Below are 20,122 nucleotides of genomic sequence, written 5' to 3'. Positions count from 1 at the left end.
TGATCAAGGCAAAACTAAACCCAAATATGTTCGGACTTTACAGATCACTTTTCAATGAAGACCACGAGCTTTTCAGACAGAGCGTCAGAGATTTTATCTCCAAAGAAATTACCCCCAAAAATGCTGAATGGGAAAAACAAAAGATGGTTTCCCGTGAAGTTTGGCTAAAGCTCGGAGAGAACGGATTTTTGGGAATCCAAGCTCCCGAAAGCCTTGGTGGATTGAGCATCACAGATTTCAGATATAATGCGATTTTGATTGAAGAGCTTGGCTTGAGTGGATGCTCTGCTCCTGCGGTTGGATTTCCATTGCATTCAGACATTGTATTGCCGTACATTTTGCATTATGCTACAGAAGCTGCCAAAAAGAAATATGTACCTCAAATGATTTCCGGGGAATATATCGGGGCCATAGCCATGACCGAACCGGGAGCTGGTTCCGACTTGCAGGGAATGAGAGCCACCGCTGAAGACCGGGGAGATCACTTTTTGGTCAATGGTTCCAAAACCTTCATTACCAATGGTTTTTTGTGTGATGTGGTGGTAGTAGCTGTAAAAACAGATCCAGGAAAAGGAGCCAAAGGAATCAGTCTGTTGATTCTGGACAAAGATATGGCAGGTTTTACCAAGGGTGTGCCTTTTGAAAAAGTTGGACTGCATGCCCAGGATACCTGCGAATTGTTTTTCGAAGACGTAAAGGTGCCCAAGGAAAACCTCCTGGGTAAAATAGGGGACGGGTTCAATTACCTGATGACCGAGCTGGCACAGGAACGCCTGGTGGTGGCTTTGGCCGCTGTGGCATTGGGAGAATACATGCTTCAGGCTACTATCAGCTATGTCAAAGAAAGGAAAGCATTCGGAAAAAGCATTTCAGAGTTTCAAAACACCCGGTTTAAACTGGCAGAAATGACAGCTGCGCTGGAGCAAGGGAGGATTTACTGCGATTATCTGGTATTGCTTCACAATGAAGGAAAGCTTGACTCGGCTATGGCCTCAGCAGCAAAATATAACATGACCGAATTGCAGTGCAAAGTCGCCGACGAATGTGTCCAGCTACACGGAGGATATGGGTACATGTGGGAATACGGAGTAGCCAGAGCTTGGGCCGATGCACGGGTCCAGCGTATCTATGCCGGAACCAATGAAATCATGAAAGAACTGATCGCCCGAAAAATTTTGAAGTAGGGATAATTTCTTTGGCGAAGCCCAATAATTTTAAGTAATTGGGACTTGCAAAAATCACCCAAAATACCACCGATATGACCAGTTTTCCATGGCACAAGTACTATCCGGCCTCTGTAGATAAAGAGGTAAACTATGAGGCTTATTCAAGCATTGTAGATCTTTTTGATGAAAGCGTCAGGAAGTTTGGATCAGCTGTGGCTTTTGAGTGTATGGGAAAGACGATGAGCTATTCAGAATTGGATAAGCTCAGCGCCCAATTTGCAAACTACCTTACTCAGGTATTGAAATTGGAAAAGGGATCGAGGGTAGCCATCCAAATGCCAAACATCCTGCAATATCCGGTTGCCATGTTTGGGGCTTTACGTGCTGGAATGGTGGTGGTCAATACCAATCCGCTTTATACTCCGGCAGAGATGAAGCATCAGTTCAATGATTCCGGTGCGGATGTGGTGGTAATCGTTGAAAACTTTGCCTCCCACCTGGAAAAAATCAGAAATGAAATTCAGGCAAAACATATCATCGTGACGGAACTGGGAGATTTGTTGGGTGGGTTGAAAGGATTCATTGTCAATGTGGTAGTGAAGCACGTGAAAAAAATGGTACCCCCTTTTTCCCTTCCCGGATCTGTTTCATTTAAATCGGTTCTTTCAAAAGGAAAAGAATTCACCTTCAAACCGACAAAGCTCAGTTTGGCAGAGCCTGCTTTTCTCCAATACACTGGAGGAACCACCGGTGTATCCAAAGGAGCAGAATTGACCCACGGTAATATTGTGGCAAACATGCAGCAGATTTCGGCCTGGATGAAGCCCAAACTCAGGGAAAGAGAGGAGATTGTGATCACGGCTTTGCCACTGTATCACATATTTGCTCTGACAGTTAATTGTCTAGCCATGCTAAAGATTGGTGCTCATAATGTACTGATTACCAATCCTCGGGACATGAAGGCTTTTATCGGGGATTTAGCCAAAAAGAAATTTACGGTAATGACCGGAGTGAATACACTTTTCAATGGATTGCTCAATCAGGAAGCATTCAAAGGCCTTGATTTTTCAGGTTTGAAAATAGCTGTAGGTGGCGGTATGGCGGTGCAAAAAGCAACTGCTGAGAAGTGGAAAGCGGTGACCGGAGTTCCTTTGGCAGAAGGATATGGACTCACTGAGACATCGCCGGTGGCATCCTGCAATCCAATTGACGGAACAGAAAGAATTGGAACCATTGGGCTTCCGCTACCCAATACGGAATTCATGATCGCCGATGATGCAGGAAATCCGGTTCCGATTGGTGAGCGTGGCGAAATCCTGATCAAAGGTCCACAGGTGATGAAGGGATATTGGAATAGGCCGGAAGAAACCGCCAATGTGATGCATGGAGACTGGTTTAAATCCGGAGACATTGGAGTAATGGATGAAGATGGATTTGTGAAAATCGTTGACCGAAAGAAGGAAATGATCCTGGTATCCGGCTTCAATGTTTATCCAAATGAAGTGGAGGACGTGATCGCTTCCTGTCCGGGAGTGATTGAAGTTGGTGTGATCGGCATGCCGGATGTCAAATCCACCGAAAAAGTGGTCGCCTATGTGGTCAAAAAAGAAGGAAATCTGACTTCTGAAAAAGTAATCCAGCATTGCAAAGAATCACTGACCAACTATAAAGTGCCCAAAGAAGTTTTTTTCACAGAGGAACTTCCAAAATCCAATGTGGGTAAAATCCTCCGAAGGAAGATCAAGGAAGCGCATATCGATAAAATCGGTGCTTCAGCAGGTTAATGAAAGTAAGAATTAAAAACCATAACATATTAAAAACCGCCGATTCGCGGTTTTTTTGTTTTTTTGCAGCAATGATTTAATCGCCAGCAATCCTCTTTGAGGATTTTCCGAACCTAAAATCTTCCAATCTTCCAATTTTCAAATTTTTCAATTCTCCATGACCTGGCAACTCATCAAAGACGCAATTCTCGGAAAAGAACAGGATTTCACCAGCCTTCCATTAAAGACAGCCATTTTCGTACTGGCAATTCCCATGATCCTGGAGATGATGATGGAGTCGGCCTTTGCGGTGGTGGATATTTTCTTTGTGGCCAAACTTGGGGAATTTGCCATCGCAACAGTGGGTCTAACGGAGTCCGTGATTGTATTGACCTATGCGATCGGTTTTGGAATCAGTATGGCCGCCACGGCTTTGATTTCCAGAAGATTTGGTGAAAAAGAATACGAGGAAGCAGGAACTGCAACATTTCAACTTCTAATTGTAGGCGGAGTGGTTTCCATTTTTCTCGGAGTAGGAGGATGGATTTTTGCAGACGATTTGCTCCGCTTGATGGGTGCAGAGGAAGCAGTGATCCAGTCAGGCACCAATTACGCGAAGATAGTTTTTGCCGGAAATACGGCAATTATGTTGCTTTTTCTGATCAATGGAGCTTTTCGCGGAGCGGGACAGGCCCACCACGCCATGCGGTCGCTTTGGATCGCCAATGGTCTGAATATAGTTCTTGATCCGATTTTGATTTTTGGAATTGGAAGCTGGGATGGATATGGACTAGATGGAGCTGCCATTGCAACTACCTTTGGCAGAAGTATGGGCGTAGTTTATCAGTTTTATCACTTGATCAATGGCAAGCACAAACTGAAGATTCTCCGCAAAAACCTGCATGTCAAATGGGAAACGATCCGAAAAATCATTGACCTTTCTTTAGGTGGAATGGGGCAGTTTCTGATCGATTCCATTTCTTGGGTTGCTTTGACCCGAATGAATGCCGAGTTTGGATCAGCGGCTTTGGCAGGATATACCATTGCTTTTCGGGTGCTGATTTTCACGATTTTGCCTGCTTGGGGTCTTTCCGGTGCAGCAGCAACTTTGGTGGGTCAAAATCTTGGAGCCAAGGAAGTCGGCCGGGCCGAAAAGGCAGTTTGGCTGACTGCCCGCTACAATGTGATTTTCATGGCCTCGGTGACGGGGATATACCTGCTTTTCAATCAGCAATTGGCAGGATTCTTCACGGATATTCCCGAGGTAAGGGACGTGGCCGCTCAGGGACTTTGGGTGATTGTGCTGGGCTATGTCTTTTTTGCGATAGGGATGGTGCTCACTCAGGCATTCAATGGGGCAGGGGATACGCGAACTCCGGCTTGGATCAATATCGGAGTCCTGCTATGTATGGAAGTTCCACTGGCCTATTTTCTTGCCTTTCCGATGGGGATGAAATACCTGGGGATTTTTATAGCCATTGCGATTTGTCACTCCTTCCACGCTTTGGTTTCTCTTTATTTCTTCCGAAAGGGAAGATGGAAGACGATGCAGGTGTAGGGATTTACGATTTTGGATTTACGGTTTACGAGGTCTGGCATATTGGGAACCGGAAAATTTGACAATTCTAGCATTCAGCTCCGAAGGACAATAGTCAAATCTCGAATCTCAAATTTCAAATCTCCTTTCCTATACCCGTGTCACCATAATTTTATCAATCCTTTGCCCGTCTTTGTCTACCACTTCCAGCTGAAGATCTTCAATGATTACTTTGTCACCGACTTCTGGAATACTGGCCGATTTGTGGATCATTAGTCCGGCGACGGTTGTGAATCCTTTGGTTTTCAAAAGAATATTAAGATCGAAATATTTCACAAAATCGATGATCGCAAACTGTCCGTCCACCAGCCAGCTGGTTTCGTCTCTTTGGGTAATTTGATATTCTTCGTGATCGGATTCGCTTGCATCTCCAACCAAGGCATCGATCACATCATCCATCGACACGATCCCCATCGTGCTGCCGTATTCGTCGATGACGATTCCGTAGTGCATTTTTTCTTTTTTGAAAAGCTCCAAAACCTGATAGGCAAAGGAATTTTCGTTAATGAAAAGCGGTTTCCTTGAAACTTTTCGAAAATCAAAGTCCTGTTCCAATCCCGGGGCAAAAAGGTCTTTGACCATCACCATGCCTACGATATCGTCCAGGTCATCCTCCTTGCAAACCGGATAGGCGGAATGTTTTTCGTCGTTGATTTTGGTTCGAACTTCTTCCCAAGTGTCGGTCAGATTGAAATAAACCAATTCGGTCCTGTGGGTAAAAAGTGTGTTGATACGGCGGTCGCCCAGCTCAAAAACCCGCTCCACAATGTCCTGCTCGATATCCATAATTTCACCTCCCTCGGCACTTTCCTTGATAATGGCTTTGATCTCTTCTTCAGAAACTTTGGATTCAGTTGAATTTTTGATTCCGAATAGGGTCAGCAAAAAGTCATTGGAAACAGACAACAACCAAACAAAAGGTGCGGCGACCATAGAAAGAAGGCGCATCGGTTTGGCCACAAACATTGCTATAGGTTCTGGAAAAGTCATTCCCAACCGTTTGGGAAACAGTTCCCCCAATACAATCGAGAGATACGTAACCAAAAGCACGATCAATCCCGTGGCAATCGGACCGGAGTAGGGAGCCAAAAGCTCCACTTTTGAAATCGAGGCTGCCAAGTCGGTGGTCAGGTTTTCGCCCGAGTACACACCGAGTAAAATCCCTATTAGAGTGATCCCGATCTGAACTGTCGAAAGAAATTTGGTGGGATTTTCAGAGAGCTCCAAAGCGATTTTGGCATTTGAGCTGCCGCGACGTTTGGCATTTTCAAGTTTGAATTTTCGGGAGGATACCAGTGAAAGCTCGGACATTGCAAAAACGCCATTGAGCAGGACCAGTAAAAGAATAATGAGGAGTTCCAATTTTAATAGGTATAGGTCCAAGTAATTTCGGACTAAAAATAAGGATTTCCCAAGGGGATTCGCTAATTGATCTACAAGGGAAAATGAAAAAGGACAGTGATAAGCTGTCCTTTTGGTATGAAAATGTTGGTTTGGAATTCCTCCGGGTTAGTTCAATCCCGGTTTTTTTTACTGTCTTTTTTTTCCGCTTTTGCAGCTCTTTTTTCTTTCAGTGTTTTGGTAGGCTTAGACTTATCGTCTTTCTTTTTGCCTTCTGGTTGCTTTGCCATTGGTATGGATGTTTACAGTTTGATTTTAGGATTGTACTGTTTGGAAGTTACTCAATTGCCGATGTTATTGTTCGGATTGTGAGCAATATTTTTTTGAAGGATTTGCATTCTCAAGATTCTCACTTCTTTGATCGGTCGATCCTGGGCATTTGTTTGCACTGCTGCAATGGCATCCACTACTTCCAATCCCGAAATCACCTCTCCGAAGACCGTGTAGTTTTGATCCAGATGAGGAGTGCCTCCAATGGATTTATAGACTAGCCTGTGGTTCTCAGGAATGGAGTATTTTTCAAAATTCCAATAACTGTCCAGAATGGAATTGAGGCGGATTTCCAGTTCCTTGGTCAAAACCGAATCCTTTTGGGTTCGGGCATTTTCCAAAGAATCAATCAAAGGTTTGTTCGCGGGATCATTGATTCCATAATGGCGGGCGAGCATTTTGTTTATTCTCCCTTCATTGTGGGCTAAAAGACTGTCATTTTGGATTTTCCCTTGAACAATGTAAAACTGAGTGCTGCTGGAAGCTCGCTCGGGATTGTTGGTTCGGGCTGCAGCCAAAACTCCTTTTTTGTGATATAGCTCTGGAACGATCTCGGCAGGTATTTGGTAGGGGAGATCCGAGCTCCCAAGTCTTGAAACCGAATCAGCATATTTACTTTGGGTATCTCCTCCCTGAATCATAAAATCCTTGATCACACGATGAAAAAGCAAACTATCGTAGGTTCCGGATTCGACCAGTTTGATAAAATTATCCCGATGGAGAGGAGTTTCGTCGGACAATTGAAGGATGATTGTCCCATAGTTGGTGGTCATTTCGATTTGAACCGGAGGATCAACTTTGAATCCGAAAAGGACCGACAGAAGGGTTAAAACAGTTGCGAAATGGATCATGATATAGAAATGCAGGCAATAGAGTTAGAACACCAAAAATGAAGATTCAGAATGGCAAAAATTCACTTTTTTTCGAGAGACAGGATATAGGCCACCATTTCTTTTGCGTCATCCAGGTTTAGTTTGGGATGGGGACTCATCACTGGATATCCCCAAGTTCCGGAACCTCCGCTGATTACCTTTCTAGCCAATAAATCAATATAGGCTTGCCGGATGGGGTAGCGGCTGGCGATGTCAGAGAAGGAAGGTCCTTTTGCTTTGCTTTCCTCCCTGTGACATTGGTAGCAATCTGAATAGGCAACCAAAACTTCCCCTTTTTTGATGAGTTCCGGGTCAATTTCTTCGTCTTCACCGGGGACTATGAAAAATGGCTTGTCCTTCATTTCTTCTTGCTGATGCTTCGAATCCTTCGTTTCGCAAGAAGGAAGGAGAAAAAGGAATAGGCAAATTGTAAAGATCGCTTTTGGATCCATTCTGTGACTGTTTGGCCGAAAATCTAGGGTGAATGCGGATTTCGAAAGATAAGTAAGAAATCCACTTGGACCGAATCCCGGGTAAAGAGTTCAATTCAAAAAACAAAAAGCCAGAAGAGGGATTCTCTTCCGGCTTTTTCAAAGTCAATATGGGAAGCTTACTTCTGCTGCGACAAAAAGGTCACAAGGGAAGCCAATTCCTCATAAGAAAGTGAATTGGCCAAGCCAGTTGGCATCATGGAGTTTTCAAGTTCTTTTCGCTCCTTGATGTTTTTCTTTTCAAGTTTGGTAGCCGTGCCGGTAATATCCCGGAGAGTCAGTTCTTGGGCAGATTCTGCGGTAACAAAACCCATAAAGAATTTGCCGTCGTTGGTTGTGATCTGAACGGATGCAAAGCCTTGGGAAATGGAAGCATTCGGTTTTAGGATGGCTTCCACGATTTGGTCTCTGTTCATGATCGAGCCGATTTGCCCCATAAATGGCCCCTTCATTACCTGACCAGCTTCGATGGCGTGGCATGCGATACATCCTTGGCTGGTGAAAAGGGTCTTACCGACGACGGGATCACCTTTTAGTCCGCCTACAGCAAGGATTACGTCTTCGATAGAGGCGGCTCCGACTTGACCTTTTTTGTTTTTGATGGATTCCAAATCAACTGAAGCTTCTTCCACTTCAGGAGCCGCAGTCTCTGTTCCCAATTCAACAATTCCCAATCTTAATCTGTCATTGAGCGATGCAAACAAGGGTTTTTGACCTTCATCAGCTGAATTTAGCTCAGCCATGAGGAAGTTTTTGATCTTAGCTGAACCTTCCCAATCGATGGCTTTGTAATATGGGCCATGCGTATCGGGACGGGTTCCCCACCACCAGCTGCCATCATAGGGAGCTTCTTTTTGATAAAGTCGGGAAACAGTAGCTAAGATTTCAGCCTTTTTCCCAGCATCCTCGGTCTCTTGATAGGCGGAAACCAAACCGTCCACTGCTTTTGGATCATGCATGTAGCGTAAAGCCCACAATGCCAATTTGTAATTGTCTGAATCAATGGCTTCAACCGTTGCGTCAACAGCCTTCAGATCAACCAAGGCTTTTACAGCCAGGTGAGGAAGGACAATTGCTGAATTTGGAGTAGCGTGCGGTCCTTCAGTATCTTTTGCAGGGATTTGAGCAGATGCCGGCACCTCGACTTCCAACAAAACCTCGGTGGCTTCAGGATTTCCGAGTCTACCCAATCCTACGATAGCAGCGGCCTGGACCCTTGGATTTGCGTCTTCAGCGGCAGCAATAAACAATTCAACAGGAACTCCTTCAAGGCAAGATTTGCGGTCAGCTAAAGCTCGCAATGCAAACTCACGCACCTTGTCCTCTTCACTGAGTTTGATTAAGTCCTGTACCCCAGTAGCACAAGCTGCCTGAGCGTAGGTGAAAATTCCGGCAACCCTAGCCTCCAGTGGAAGTGAGGTGTCTTGGGCAATTTTAAGTGCCGCTGCAGCTGCTTCTTCTTTGGATCGGGTAAGCAATTCCTGTTGGGCATCCAGTCGGGTGACAGAGTTAGTCGCTTTGAGCAATTCTGCTAATTCAGTCACAGAGGCCGATTTCAAATCAGGGTAAGCTTCATATTTCCAACCTACAGGCACCACTCTTACCACGTAACCTTTTTCGGGATTTCCGCGGAAACCTGCTCCATCCCAAGCTGCGAGGTACATGGTGCCTGATCCGTCCAGATCCACATCGGTGATTTGTGAAAGTTTGATAAAGTTTTCATCTGCTTGGGTAAAGCTTGGCCCATCCATTGAGACTCGGTGGATATACAGATGGCTTTTGCCCCAGTCCGCCATCATTGGCACTCGGTTATATTTTGCCGGCCAACGGGAATCATCCATGAAATAAGCTCCTGTCCCGGAACCACCACCGACATCCACCAAAGCAGGCAGGATTTCGTCAGTGAAATGTTTAAAAAGGCTTGGATAGCCGTATTCTCCACTTTGGATGTGGTGAATGAACCGGATATTCCAACCACCGCCATCATTGGTGTTTCCTCGGGTATAAACGTTCATGAAGGGATCAATCGCCACGTCATAGATGTTTCTGGTCCCATGGGTATACACTTCCATGCCGGTTCCATCAGGTCTAACCCGGACGATTCCACCGCCCAGCATGGTGAGTTTGGTTCCGTCGCGGTCTTCCGCATCGACAAAACCAAAATCACCGATTGCAATGTAGATCCAACCGTCAATCCCCATTCGGATTCCGTTGGTAGAGTGGTCGGTTCCCCTACTGCGAAGTTGATTTTGGGTGCTGATGTTAGTAATCAAGGGCTTTGAAGGGCCGTCGGCAACTCCATCCTTGTTTTTGTCTTCGAATACGACCAAGTCCATTCCCTGAGCAAGACTGTCTGTTCCAAAAACAGTATGCAGAACAAAAACCTGATCACCCATCGCGATGATACCTCTTGGGTTGTCCACTTTGGTAAATTCGGTATGGGAATCCAGCACTCCATCATGATTGCTGTCCACGAGTTTGACAATACTTCCTCTGCCTGGCAATTTGCCCAAGGAACCCATCATATCGACTCCGACAAATACTTCTCCGGTGGCGGCTACTGCCAGACAAGAAGGGCTGGGAACCAAATCCGGACCTGCAAAATTGGTGAGGATCAATTCAGTGCTGTCAGCACCAAGACTATCAATCTCGATGCCTTCAGAGGAGAAATATGCGTTTAATTCTGCAAGATCAGCAGTTTGTGAAGGCCGGTATTTGCTGCATCCTACCATCAGGATCAAAGCAAAAATGCTTAAAATGGGGAGTGAAATTTTTGACATTTCAAAAACGGTTTTTAGGTTCTTTTGGTAGTTACGCTGGAATTGGGCGTGAATATATGGGATTCATTTGGGCCAGCTTTCCTGTTTTTAACCAATAAATAAGCTTAATTGGGAAAATATATTAGAATCGAGTCAAGTTTTGATGTGTAGGGCTGGAACATTCTAATAAGTCCAATGTGAAATGACTCCATGGCAAGAGTAAATCAGCTTAAATAAAAATCCAGTTGACGGCCTTCATTTTTAACTTTTTGGTCGAGGGAGGTTCCCACTGCAATTCCTATGGACATGCCTATTGGGAGTCCAAGGGCTAGGAAGGCCAGATTATCCAAGGAAATTCCGATGGCCAAACCGATTGGAATTCCAAAAGTGGTCATTCCTAATGCCATCCAAAGATTTCGGTGATGGTTTTTGGGGAAAAGCATGAAGTCTGATTTCAATTTTTGAAGTAATTCTTTCTGAAATTTTTCCAGGATCTTGATAGTTTCTTTAGTCGAACCGGGGAATTCTGCAATTTTATCGATTTGGTTGTTGATTTGGATTACCATTTCATCTGGCAGGGAATGCTTCCCAGCCTCAAAAATAAGGTTAGTCAGGCTGGTAAATTTTTTGGTCAGTTTAGGTTCCAAAAGATCTACAGCATGTGGAAGTATAATTGGCTTGATATTCATGGCAAAAAAAATATTTATTCAAAATCCCTGAAAATCTGGAACTTTCAAAACTATCCGCCAATAAACGAATAAAAAAAAGGATAATCGGAGAAGAATTTATTCCATCAAAATCGGTCCATATATCAACGTAGCAATTGCAAAAGCTGTCAATGCAGCGAAAGTAACAGCACCTGAGGCCACATCTTTTATGAAGCCGATTTTTTCATGGTGTTCGGGATGGATAAAATCGCAGACTTTTTCCACAGCGGTATTCAGACTTTCAATCGACAATACTAGCCCAATTGCCATAATCTGTAATGCCCAATCCATCTTACCTATTTCAAAATAGAATCCTAAACCAATAAACACCAGGGCTATGACACTTTGGGAAATGATGGCATTTTCGGTTGTGAGTAATAGAAAAAACCCTTTGACTGCGTATTTGATGCTTTTGATTCGGCCAATGATAAATCCGGACATGGGAGGGTTGGTTTTGAATTGGATAGAAAAATAGGAAAAATTGAATTCAGTCTCGGACCGGCCCTTTCTTACTGCGCTTCCCACGTGGACAATTGGAGAAAGAATTTGGAATAAGTTATCGAATTGACTTTTTGAATTTTGACCCCTGGGGCCCCTTGGTTATATGACATAAATTCATGTCCCGAAACTTTTACTTTTTTTATAACGGGGACACTGCCTTTCTTTTTTTTACAGTCAAGTGACTGAAATTCAATACAAAAAGAGTAAACTTTGTAAAAGCAAAAAGGCAAAAAACTCCAGTTTTTCATTCCGGTTTTTATCCACTTCAAAACACTTTGGGTTATGAAAAAGCTACTATTTTCACTTGCAGTAATTTTAATCCTATCTCTCTTTTCCTGCTCCAAAAAAGAAATCAAAACTGAATTAACCTCTGAAGATTTGGCCGGTTATCTGGATACACATTCCGGAATACTTTTCACCACATCTGCTGATAAATCTGATGTCCTTACAAAACTTCAGGCCAAACCCTTTGAAGGGGAGTTATATACTTTGCCAATTTTGGAACATGAGGGGAAAACTGTTCTCTATATTTTCCAACTCGCAGAAGTAGAGCGTCCTTGGGAGTTTCAGGATTATAAGCCTACAGATATCTGCATGGACGAGGTTTTCCAGGATTTTGAAAACCAGATTTCCAGTCTGATAAACCGAAATGTGCCCAATCTGAAGGATCAGATCATCCTTGCCTGTGGCAAATTGGCCGGCGACCTGGAGGAGGGATTAAATGGCCAAGGGCCAATGGAAAAAGACAAGGAAAAACTGGATGAATTCAAAGGAAAACTTCTCAAAAACGGACAGGAAAAGGGAGAAGCAGCTGAAAAAGCCCTGAAAGAAGGAGACCCCGAAGCAGCCAAAAAAGAAGGTGAGGAGCTCAATGAAGAAGCAAAAGACGAATATTACAGGGATTTGGATTTTTGCAAAGAAAAATTGTGGGATTTCAGTTTTCGAATGAGGTATAAATTTGAATTCAATGAAGAAATTCCTGCAGAATTGATCAACGAATTCGAACGTGATTTTATCCGATACAAAGTTTACAAAAGTGCAGCCTGCCAGGATGGTCCAGCAACTTTGGCCCGAATTTGCACCCAAGAATTCCCTTTACTGATTGGAAGGGACACCCTCAACAGGCCAATCCAACTACCTCCAAGATGGATTTCAGAAGAATACTTTGCCAGAAAAGTATGCAGGATTGGCAATGGATTTTGCGTTGAACAAGAAGTGGTCATCGGTAGCGGAAAAGTCTATTCAGACGCAAACTGTACCCGACTGATCAATATTCGGGAATACAAAGGGTTCAGTTGTTTTGACAGTTGAACAGGCCAAAAAAATGAATTAATGGATTATTTGCCAAGTAGTTAAGATCAGGTTACCGGTTTCGGGGATTTGACCAGGAGATCTCGCCAATTGGCCAAATAGAGTTTACTTTTTAGTTACAAATTGGCTTTATAAGCTTTATTGATTATTCAATTCCTGCCCTACCAACAGTAGGGTTTTAGTATATGGGATTTCCAAATGGAACTCCCTCATACCATACTCCCGGTCAAAAGGAGCTTTGACCTGCAGCCCATCCAATCGATCCTTGATGCTTTCCCAAAGAAGATCCAACTGATCCACTTCCAGGTAAAACTCCATCTGGCCTATGGATTCTCCAGCTCTTAGAAGATGGATAGTTTGTTTGTCTTTGTAGAAGATGGAATAATTTTCAGTCTCCATGTGTGGGGAAAACCCCAGGATTTCCTTGAAAAACTCCCCTGTTTTAAGGAGGTTATAGGAGGGAATCATTGGACTGAGGTATAAGGCTTTGTACATATAGTATCAGATATTTCTTTTCAATTTAAATAGCAGAACCGAAGAATTTTAGGCAAGGGGGCCGAATTCAGGCTTGAATTTGAAATTTCACAAAAACCTCTTTTCAATGAAATGAAAGAGTTCTGGGGAAAATTGATTCCAAAGATTTTTTTGGATTCGAATTTTTAAACTAATTGACCTTTGAATCAAAGTTTAATATCTAATTTGACAATTCTATTTTTAGCCTTCCGGCAATGGAATAGAATACGGGATACGTGATAAGACATCCGGATTTAATAATCCGAAACCACATTATTTTCCAGATTGATTTTTATGAAAAAAGCTTTTCTAATTGTTTTGGGTTTGTGCGCTTCCTTCACCGGAATGAGCCAAAACTTTGTCGGTGCGCAGCTGGACAGCCGTATGGGGGTCCAATCACTTACTCTTAATCCTGCCTTGGGTACGCTTGCCCGAACCAAGTTGGACATCAATTTGATTTCCGCATCTTCTTTTGTAGGGAGTGATTACCTGACTGTCAACCTTAGCGATCTTGGAAGTTTGACGGAGGGTTTTGAGGTGGATGAAGACTTTGAAACTAACCCTCAGCCCGATAATAATTTTTTTGGCAATGTGGATGTACTTGGACCCTCAGTCCTGATGAGACTGAATGAAAAGAGTGTGATTTCTCTTACCACCCGATTGCGTGGATTTTTCAACCTGAATAATATAGATGGGAATTTTTATGAATTTGCAACAAATGAAGAAACCGGCAAAGTGGATTTCACGACTGAAATGGAGGATCTTTCGGGGATCGTGCACGCATGGGGAGAGATTGGATTCGGTTATTCCAGGGTATTGGTGTCAAAGGCCAATCACAGTTTCAGTGCCGGTGCCAATTTCAAATTGTTGCTCGGAGCTGGTGGGGTGTATGGTGACTCTCCTCAACTCAAAGCTGATTATAACTCAGAAACTGATTTGCTTGGTACAGCCGGATTTTTGGATTATGGGTATTCACTCGGGTTTGACTCAGAGGATATTGATTTCTCCGAGATTCAACCCGGATTTGCGCTTGACTTGGGTTTGATCTATGAACTGAAAGGGAATACGACTGGTACCGGTTATAAATTGCGGGCGGGAGTTTCGGTTTTGGATTTGGGGGCAGTTAATTATTCAGATGGTTATCGGGTTCAATATGATATGAATTCGACTATCCCCGGAGAAGAATTTGTGGAAAAAGACTTTCAGGAGGTTTTGGAAGATAATTTTGAAGGGACGGAGATGCCATTCGAAGGGAAACTTGGATTACCGACCTCACTTCAATTTTTTGCAGATTATGGGATCAATGATAAGCTTTATATCAGCGCCCAGGCAGGGATGGCGATCAGCAAGGATGGTGATATTCCGGTTAGCCGAGTAATCAATATGGTGATGGTGACTCCCCGCCTGGAATTTAAATGGCTTAGTATTTATAGTCCCTTTGGAATGCGTCAATACGACACGACACCTTCCTGGGGACTTGGATTTCGGGCTGGTCCGGTATTGCTTGGATCAGGATCAATCCTAACCAATGCGCTTTCCAAAAAGTCCAGAACAACGGATCTCTATTTCGCAATAAAGCTTCCTATTTACGGAAAAGAAAAAGTGAAGGGAGAAAATTGATTCAATCCTTTCTCTTTATTCTCTGTAATAGGCATCCATGATGCAGATTCCGTGAAGAATTAATCCGGGGATGATCATTGCAAAATATCCGGCAACTACCACCACTAGCCAGATCAGTCCGGTTTTGACTTTGCCACGACGCATTTGTCCCCATCCCGGAATCAGAAAGGTTAAAAAGGCTGCTGTTCCTGGGTCAAGGGTTGAGGTTCTGGTCATCGGAAAAGGAGGTTAAATTATCGAATATCTAATTTACGGATTATTGATTGCTTTTGATTCGTTCCAGATATCCCACCAAAGCATCAAAAGTTCCTTTAAATCCCAATTTCATGTTTTGGTGATTTTCAAAGAACAGTTGCTTGCTGGCTTCACTGGCGTTTTGTGGATAGGAGGTAAGCGTTAACTGAGTTTCTTCACCAGAAGGCTCAAAGCGATATTCGGTCCACATTTCCAAAGGCCAATCTGCCCCGAAAGGAACCAAAGGAGCCGGAACCGTTTCACCTTCAGGATTGGAAAAGGAATTGATGAGCGTAATCCGATGAGGCGCTTCGATCTCCAGATAGGTGAATTTACCCCACATTTCGAAGCCATTGCCAGCTTTGAGCACATAATGAAAAATGCCCTCAGGGCGAAAATCGAAAGATTTGATTTCCATGTCCATTCCTTTTGGTCCCCACCAATTTGCCACATGGTCTTTTTGAGAAAACATGTCAAAAGCTATGGCAACCGGTGCAGCTAGTGTTTTGGTGATTATTAGTGACTGGTACATGATTCCTTGGAATAATTGTGGAAAAAAGACTGCTCTATTTTCTTAAACTGATTACTTCAACCTACTCGATGAAAATGGGAATTTTCTCACAGATGACACAGATTCTCACAGAGGGAAAAAAGTCGGGAACCTACAAAGGTACTGACGCCGAGATCCTGAATACTGCGACTAAACCCTGACTTCGACTTCGTAACTCTCGTTACTCAGGTGCTCAGTCTGACACTGCTTACTGATCACTGCGACTGCTTACTGACCTTCGCAGTGATCAATCTTCCTTCCATCCAGACTCAAATATTCTCCCATGCAATCCGCAGTCATGCAGGAGTGAATGGGTAGGATGCCCAGCAAATCTCCAACTTTGACAGTTGCCAAAAGAGAATCTGAGGCTTTGATCACTCCGTGTTCTTGGGAAATGCTCTTTAGGTAGGAACGATCTGTCGGAATGGACCAACCATTTTCATTCAGGAAAACCACCTCTCCGAAGTTTTTATTGCCTGCAGCATCAACCAGCACATCTTTTGCCAAATGAACTCCGCCTCCGTGGATCAGGATTTCTTTTCGCTCTTTGCTGATGTCGACCACCGGAACGGCAAGACATACTGAAATATCGGCTTTGGTGCAGCTGCCGAGTTCTGCCTGCATGAGATCAAAAAAGACGAAGTTTCCAGGTCCGAGTTCGTCGATATCCCCAAAGTCTTCCATCACAGCACAACCCGGGGTATCGCCCACCCGTGTCACTAAATCCGGAAATTCACTTTGATATTTCATTTTGAGCATATGAAGGGCCTGTCGGCTTTGCTCGTAGATTCCAGCCTTGTCGGCGGTATAATAGGTGTGGCCGGGATGAAGGTAAAAACCCTTGAATTTAAGCTTATCGGACTTTCTTGCGGTACGGAGGATTTCCTCGATTGTACCAAAATCAGAGATATGCACCCCAGTTCGGCCGTAACCTGCATCAATTTCAATAAAGAACCCAACCGGATTTGTCAGGCCGTCCACCAGTTTCTGTGCAGTCACGGGATTGACCACCTGGACAGAAAAACTTTGGGTTGCAGCCAAGCGGTTTAGTCTTGGGGTTTCAAGTGGATTGAAAGGAAAAGCGATGTGGATATTGTCCCAGCCTTGACCGCAGAGGTATTCGGCCAATTTGATGGATGAAGCTGTCACCTCACGGATTCCGTACTCTTTGGCCCAATTTCCGATCTCATGGGATTGGGCAGTTTTCCAGTGAGGGACGAGCTTTTTGCCATTTCTGGAGGCTTTATCAGCCATTCGTTTGATATTGGCGCGAGTGATTTTTTCGTCGATTAAAAGAGTCGGGGAGGTGATTTGGTCTAGATAGGACATTGAATTTTTATGGTTTTGCCACCAACGCGCTTTGAAAAAACCAAAGCACGATAAGTTATAAGTTTTCTAAAATTTTTATGAAAGTAAGGAAGGAAATACGAATTATGAAATACGATTTTTAAGGTATCGGGTCACTAGGATAGCCTAGAAATAATCGGTGATTTTACATTTCCTCTGGATTCGGGAGGAAACTTATAATTTGGGGATTTATTAGCACGTTTTTGGGCAATCAGGCAAAGGCAAACTTTCGGGTGCTGATGACTCATATTTTTCCATCTACTTCAAAATCCTGAAGGAGATGCGCATAAGCCCGTCATTTCTGTTAATTTTGTCACCCGATAAAAAGGGCCTCATTTTGGTCCAAAAACAAGAATAGTTCATTACTGCACCTCAGACCTTCCATGGAAGCAAAGAAAATACGGAGTACCTTCATCGAGTTTTTCCAATCCAAACAGCATCAGTACGTTCCTTCATCCCCGATTGTGGTCAAAAATGACCCAACCCTGATGTTTACCAATGCCGGGATGAATCAGTTCAAAGACGCATTCCTAGGCAATGAAACTGCCAAATATCCAAGAGTCGCCAACTCTCAAAAATGCCTTCGCGTAAGCGGCAAGCACAATGATCTGGAGGAAGTGGGAGTGGATACCTACCATCACACCATGTTTGAAATGCTGGGCAACTGGTCCTTTGGAGATTATTTCAAAAAAGACGCCATCGCTTGGGCTTGGGAACTTTTGACAGAAGTTTACAAACTTCCCAAAGACCGATTGTATGTTTCTGTTTTTCAGGGAGATGCAGGGGACAAGCTGGAAAAAGATCAGGAGGCCTTTGATCTTTGGAGCCAAATTGTACCTGTGGACCGTATCATCATGGGTTCCAAGAAGGATAACTTTTGGGAAATGGGCGATACCGGACCCTGCGGGCCTTGTTCTGAAATTCACGTCGATCTGAGATCAGAATCAGAAATTGCCACAATTCCAGGACGGGATCTGGTCAACAATGACCATCCTCAGGTGATCGAAATTTGGAACCTCGTGTTCATGCAGTTTAATAGATTGGCTGATGGAAGCCTGAAAGAACTTCCTGCCAAGCATGTGGATACGGGGATGGGTTTTGAGCGATTGGTGAGAGCCATTCAGTTCAAATCCTCCAATTACGACACCGATTTGTTCAAGCCATTTTTGGACGCTATTGCCAAGAAATCAGGCAAAACCTATGGATTGGATGAGCAGACTGATATTGCTTTCCGGGTGATCGTGGATCATATCCGCGCGATTTCATTTACAATTGCCGACGGACAGATTCCATCCAATAACAAGGCAGGCTATGTCATCCGCCGAATCCTCAGAAGAGCAGTTCGTTATGGATATACATTCCTAGGCTTGCAGCAGCCATTTCTTTTTGAATTGACTCCTTTGATCGCCGAATATTTCGGGGACATTTTCCCGGAAGTTAGGCTACAGCAGGAATTTATCGCCAAGGTGATCCAGGAGGAGGAAGCTTCGTTTCTGAGAACATTGGACCATGGCCTGAAAATGCTTGAGTCAATCAAAGCCGAATTGAATTCTAAAGGCGATAAGATCATCACAGGAAAGACAGCCTTTGAATTGTATGACACTTTTGGTTTTCCTTTGGATTTGACTTCGCTGATTGCCCGGGAAAATGGTTTTTCGGTGGATGAAAAAGGCTTTGCCGAGGAAATGGAAAAGCAAAAGACCCGCTCACGCGCCGCTTCAGAACAGGAAACCGGAGATTGGGTAATAGTGAGTGAGGATACTGGAGTGGAGTTTATCGGTTATGATTTTACCGAAGCCTATTCTCATATCATCAAACACAGAACAATTACCGATAAAAAAGGCGACCGATACCAATTGGTGCTCGACAAAACTCCTTTCTATGCCGAAAGCGGTGGACAGGTAGGAGATACGGGTTGGTTAATCTCCGATTCGGAAAAGATCCGAGTGATCGATACCAAAAAGGAAAACGATTTGATCGTTCATTTTGTGGAAAAGCTTCCCTTAAATCCTGAAAAGCGATTTTCTGCAGAAGTGGATCGTGAAAAGCGAACCTTGACCATGAATAACCATACCGCTACGCACTTGCTTCAATCTGCTTTGAAGGCGGTGTTGGGTGACCATATCCAGCAGCGAGGTTCTTTGGTCAATGAAAACCTATTGCGATTCGATTTTTCTCACTTCGGCAAAATGACCGAGGAGGAAATTACCAAAGTGGAAGATATTGTAAACTCCAAAGTCCGGGAAAATATCCACCTTTTCGAGCAAAGAAACGTGCCGATTGAGGAAGCCAAAAAAATGGGTGCCACGGCACTTTTCGGCGAAAAGTACGGAGACTTTGTGCGTGTGATCACATTTGACAAAAACTACTCTGTCGAACTTTGTGGAGGTACGCACGTTCCTTATACCAGTCAGATTGGTTTGTTTAAGATAACCTCTGAGGGTTCGATTTCTTCCGGTGTTCGCAGGATTGAGGCGATCACTTCCAAGGCTGCTGAGTCCTATCTGAGGGAGCAGGAGACTTTGGTCAAGGAAATCCAGGATTTGCTGAAGAATCCGAGAGATGTCAAAAAGGCAATTGAAGCCTTGCTTCAGGAAAGAAATGAACTGAGGAAGGAAATTGAAACTCTGCACCTAGAAAAAGCATCCGGGTTGAAATCCGAACTTTTGAAACAATTTGTGGAAAAGGACGGAGTGAATATCCTGATTGCCCAGGTCGAGCTGCCTAATGCAGATTCACTTAAAAAATTGGCTTACGAACTGAAAAACGACGTTTCAAATGCCTTTGTAGTGCTGGCTGCCCAAATAGAAGATAAACCTCAAGTGGCAGTAATTCTGGAAGATACGTTGGTAGGTTCCAAGGGACTCAATGCAGGTCAGATTGTCCGCGAACTTGCTAAGGAGATCCAAGGCGGTGGTGGAGGTCAGCCTTTCTTTGCAACAGCAGGCGGAAAGGACCTTTCCGGACTGGGAAAAGTAGTGGCCAAGGCCAAAGAAATGTATTTATGATGGCTGAAATTT

The 20,122-nt window shown here is 43.9% G+C and carries 17 protein-coding genes; 7 read left to right on the top strand and 10 right to left on the bottom strand.

All coding sequences use genetic code 11. The annotated features are described in order from the left end of the window. The first annotated feature begins 26 nt into the window (after positions 1–26). The 3 genes from B0E43_RS11005 to B0E43_RS10995 all read left to right on the top strand — a co-directional run bounded on the left by B0E43_RS11005 (position 27) and on the right by B0E43_RS10995 (position 4,487). Positions 27–1,184 (top strand): acyl-CoA dehydrogenase family protein, encoded by a 1,158-nt coding sequence (locus tag B0E43_RS11005; protein ID WP_077349595.1) that lies wholly within the window; start codon positions 27–29, stop codon positions 1,182–1,184. 74 nt (positions 1,185–1,258) lie between these two features. Beyond that, positions 1,259–2,950 (top strand): AMP-binding protein, encoded by a 1,692-nt coding sequence (locus B0E43_RS11000; RefSeq protein WP_077349687.1) that lies wholly within the window; start codon positions 1,259–1,261, stop codon positions 2,948–2,950. A gap of 157 nt (positions 2,951–3,107) precedes the next feature. Beyond that, positions 3,108–4,487 carry an MATE family efflux transporter gene (locus tag B0E43_RS10995; RefSeq protein ID WP_077349593.1) on the top strand — a complete coding sequence of 460 codons (1,380 nt, stop codon included), beginning with the start codon at positions 3,108–3,110 and terminating at the stop codon, positions 4,485–4,487. A 129-nt stretch (positions 4,488–4,616) separates the two neighbouring features. Here B0E43_RS10995 and B0E43_RS10990 read toward each other — a convergent pair whose 3' ends face one another. The 6 genes from B0E43_RS10990 to B0E43_RS10965 all read right to left on the bottom strand — a co-directional run bounded on the left by B0E43_RS10990 (position 4,617) and on the right by B0E43_RS10965 (position 11,467). After that, on the bottom strand, positions 4,617–5,888 hold the full coding sequence (locus B0E43_RS10990) for a hemolysin family protein (protein ID WP_077349591.1): 1,272 nt from the start codon (positions 5,886–5,888) through the stop codon (positions 4,617–4,619). Between the two features lie 320 nt (positions 5,889–6,208). Continuing rightward, positions 6,209–7,048: a peptidylprolyl isomerase gene (locus B0E43_RS10985; RefSeq protein ID WP_077349589.1), complete on the bottom strand. Its 840-nt coding sequence runs from the start codon at positions 7,046–7,048 to the stop codon at positions 6,209–6,211. A gap of 62 nt (positions 7,049–7,110) precedes the next feature. Further along, positions 7,111–7,521, bottom strand: coding sequence for a c-type cytochrome (locus B0E43_RS10980; protein ID WP_077349587.1), 411 nt, complete (start codon positions 7,519–7,521; stop codon positions 7,111–7,113). A gap of 158 nt (positions 7,522–7,679) precedes the next feature. Continuing rightward, a complete protein-coding gene (locus tag B0E43_RS10975) occupies positions 7,680–10,340 on the bottom strand; it encodes a HEAT repeat domain-containing protein (protein WP_077349585.1) in 2,661 nt (886 codons plus the stop codon). Between the two features lie 203 nt (positions 10,341–10,543). Continuing rightward, positions 10,544–11,008 (bottom strand): hypothetical protein, encoded by a 465-nt coding sequence (locus B0E43_RS10970; RefSeq protein WP_077349583.1) that lies wholly within the window; start codon positions 11,006–11,008, stop codon positions 10,544–10,546. 96 nt (positions 11,009–11,104) lie between these two features. After that, positions 11,105–11,467, bottom strand: a complete 363-nt coding sequence (locus tag B0E43_RS10965) for a diacylglycerol kinase (RefSeq protein WP_077349685.1) — start codon at positions 11,465–11,467, stop codon at positions 11,105–11,107. A gap of 342 nt (positions 11,468–11,809) precedes the next feature. On the opposite strand from B0E43_RS10965, the gene B0E43_RS10955 reads away from it, so the two are divergent. Continuing rightward, on the top strand, positions 11,810–12,838 hold the full coding sequence (locus B0E43_RS10955) for a hypothetical protein (RefSeq protein ID WP_077349579.1): 1,029 nt from the start codon (positions 11,810–11,812) through the stop codon (positions 12,836–12,838). Between the two features lie 138 nt (positions 12,839–12,976). Here the strand turns inward: B0E43_RS10955 and B0E43_RS10950 are convergent, their stop codons facing one another. Next, positions 12,977–13,333 carry a hypothetical protein gene (locus B0E43_RS10950; protein ID WP_077349577.1) on the bottom strand — a complete coding sequence of 119 codons (357 nt, stop codon included), beginning with the start codon at positions 13,331–13,333 and terminating at the stop codon, positions 12,977–12,979. A 312-nt stretch (positions 13,334–13,645) separates the two neighbouring features. On the opposite strand from B0E43_RS10950, the gene B0E43_RS10945 reads away from it, so the two are divergent. Continuing rightward, the gene (locus B0E43_RS10945) at positions 13,646–14,971 is read left to right on the top strand and encodes a DUF5723 family protein (RefSeq protein ID WP_077349575.1); all 1,326 of its coding nucleotides are present in this window, start codon (positions 13,646–13,648) and stop codon (positions 14,969–14,971) included. A gap of 15 nt (positions 14,972–14,986) precedes the next feature. Here the strand turns inward: B0E43_RS10945 and B0E43_RS10940 are convergent, their stop codons facing one another. Together B0E43_RS10940 and B0E43_RS10935 are read right to left on the bottom strand one after the other, a co-directional pair. Next, the gene (locus B0E43_RS10940) at positions 14,987–15,187 is read right to left on the bottom strand and encodes a hypothetical protein (RefSeq protein ID WP_077349573.1); all 201 of its coding nucleotides are present in this window, start codon (positions 15,185–15,187) and stop codon (positions 14,987–14,989) included. A 40-nt stretch (positions 15,188–15,227) separates the two neighbouring features. Beyond that, positions 15,228–15,737 carry an SRPBCC domain-containing protein gene (locus B0E43_RS10935; protein ID WP_077349571.1) on the bottom strand — a complete coding sequence of 170 codons (510 nt, stop codon included), beginning with the start codon at positions 15,735–15,737 and terminating at the stop codon, positions 15,228–15,230. A gap of 17 nt (positions 15,738–15,754) precedes the next feature. Here B0E43_RS10935 and B0E43_RS22950 point away from each other — a divergent pair, with 17 nt between their 5' ends. Next, positions 15,755–15,916 (top strand): hypothetical protein, encoded by a 162-nt coding sequence (locus B0E43_RS22950; protein WP_168171936.1) that lies wholly within the window; start codon positions 15,755–15,757, stop codon positions 15,914–15,916. 67 nt (positions 15,917–15,983) lie between these two features. Here the strand turns inward: B0E43_RS22950 and B0E43_RS10930 are convergent, their stop codons facing one another. After that, positions 15,984–17,084: an alanine racemase gene (locus B0E43_RS10930; RefSeq protein ID WP_077349569.1), complete on the bottom strand. Its 1,101-nt coding sequence runs from the start codon at positions 17,082–17,084 to the stop codon at positions 15,984–15,986. A 401-nt stretch (positions 17,085–17,485) separates the two neighbouring features. Here B0E43_RS10930 and alaS point away from each other — a divergent pair, with 401 nt between their 5' ends. Then, the gene (alaS, locus tag B0E43_RS10925; RefSeq protein ID WP_077349567.1) at positions 17,486–20,110 is read left to right on the top strand and encodes an alanine--tRNA ligase; all 2,625 of its coding nucleotides are present in this window, start codon (positions 17,486–17,488) and stop codon (positions 20,108–20,110) included. Positions 20,111–20,122 lie beyond the last annotated feature (12 nt).

It is taken from the genome of Algoriphagus sp. A40 (genome assembly GCF_002002735.1).
Taxonomy (GTDB): domain Bacteria; phylum Bacteroidota; class Bacteroidia; order Cytophagales; family Cyclobacteriaceae; genus Algoriphagus.
This window is presented reverse-complemented; position numbering and strand designations above follow the sequence as displayed.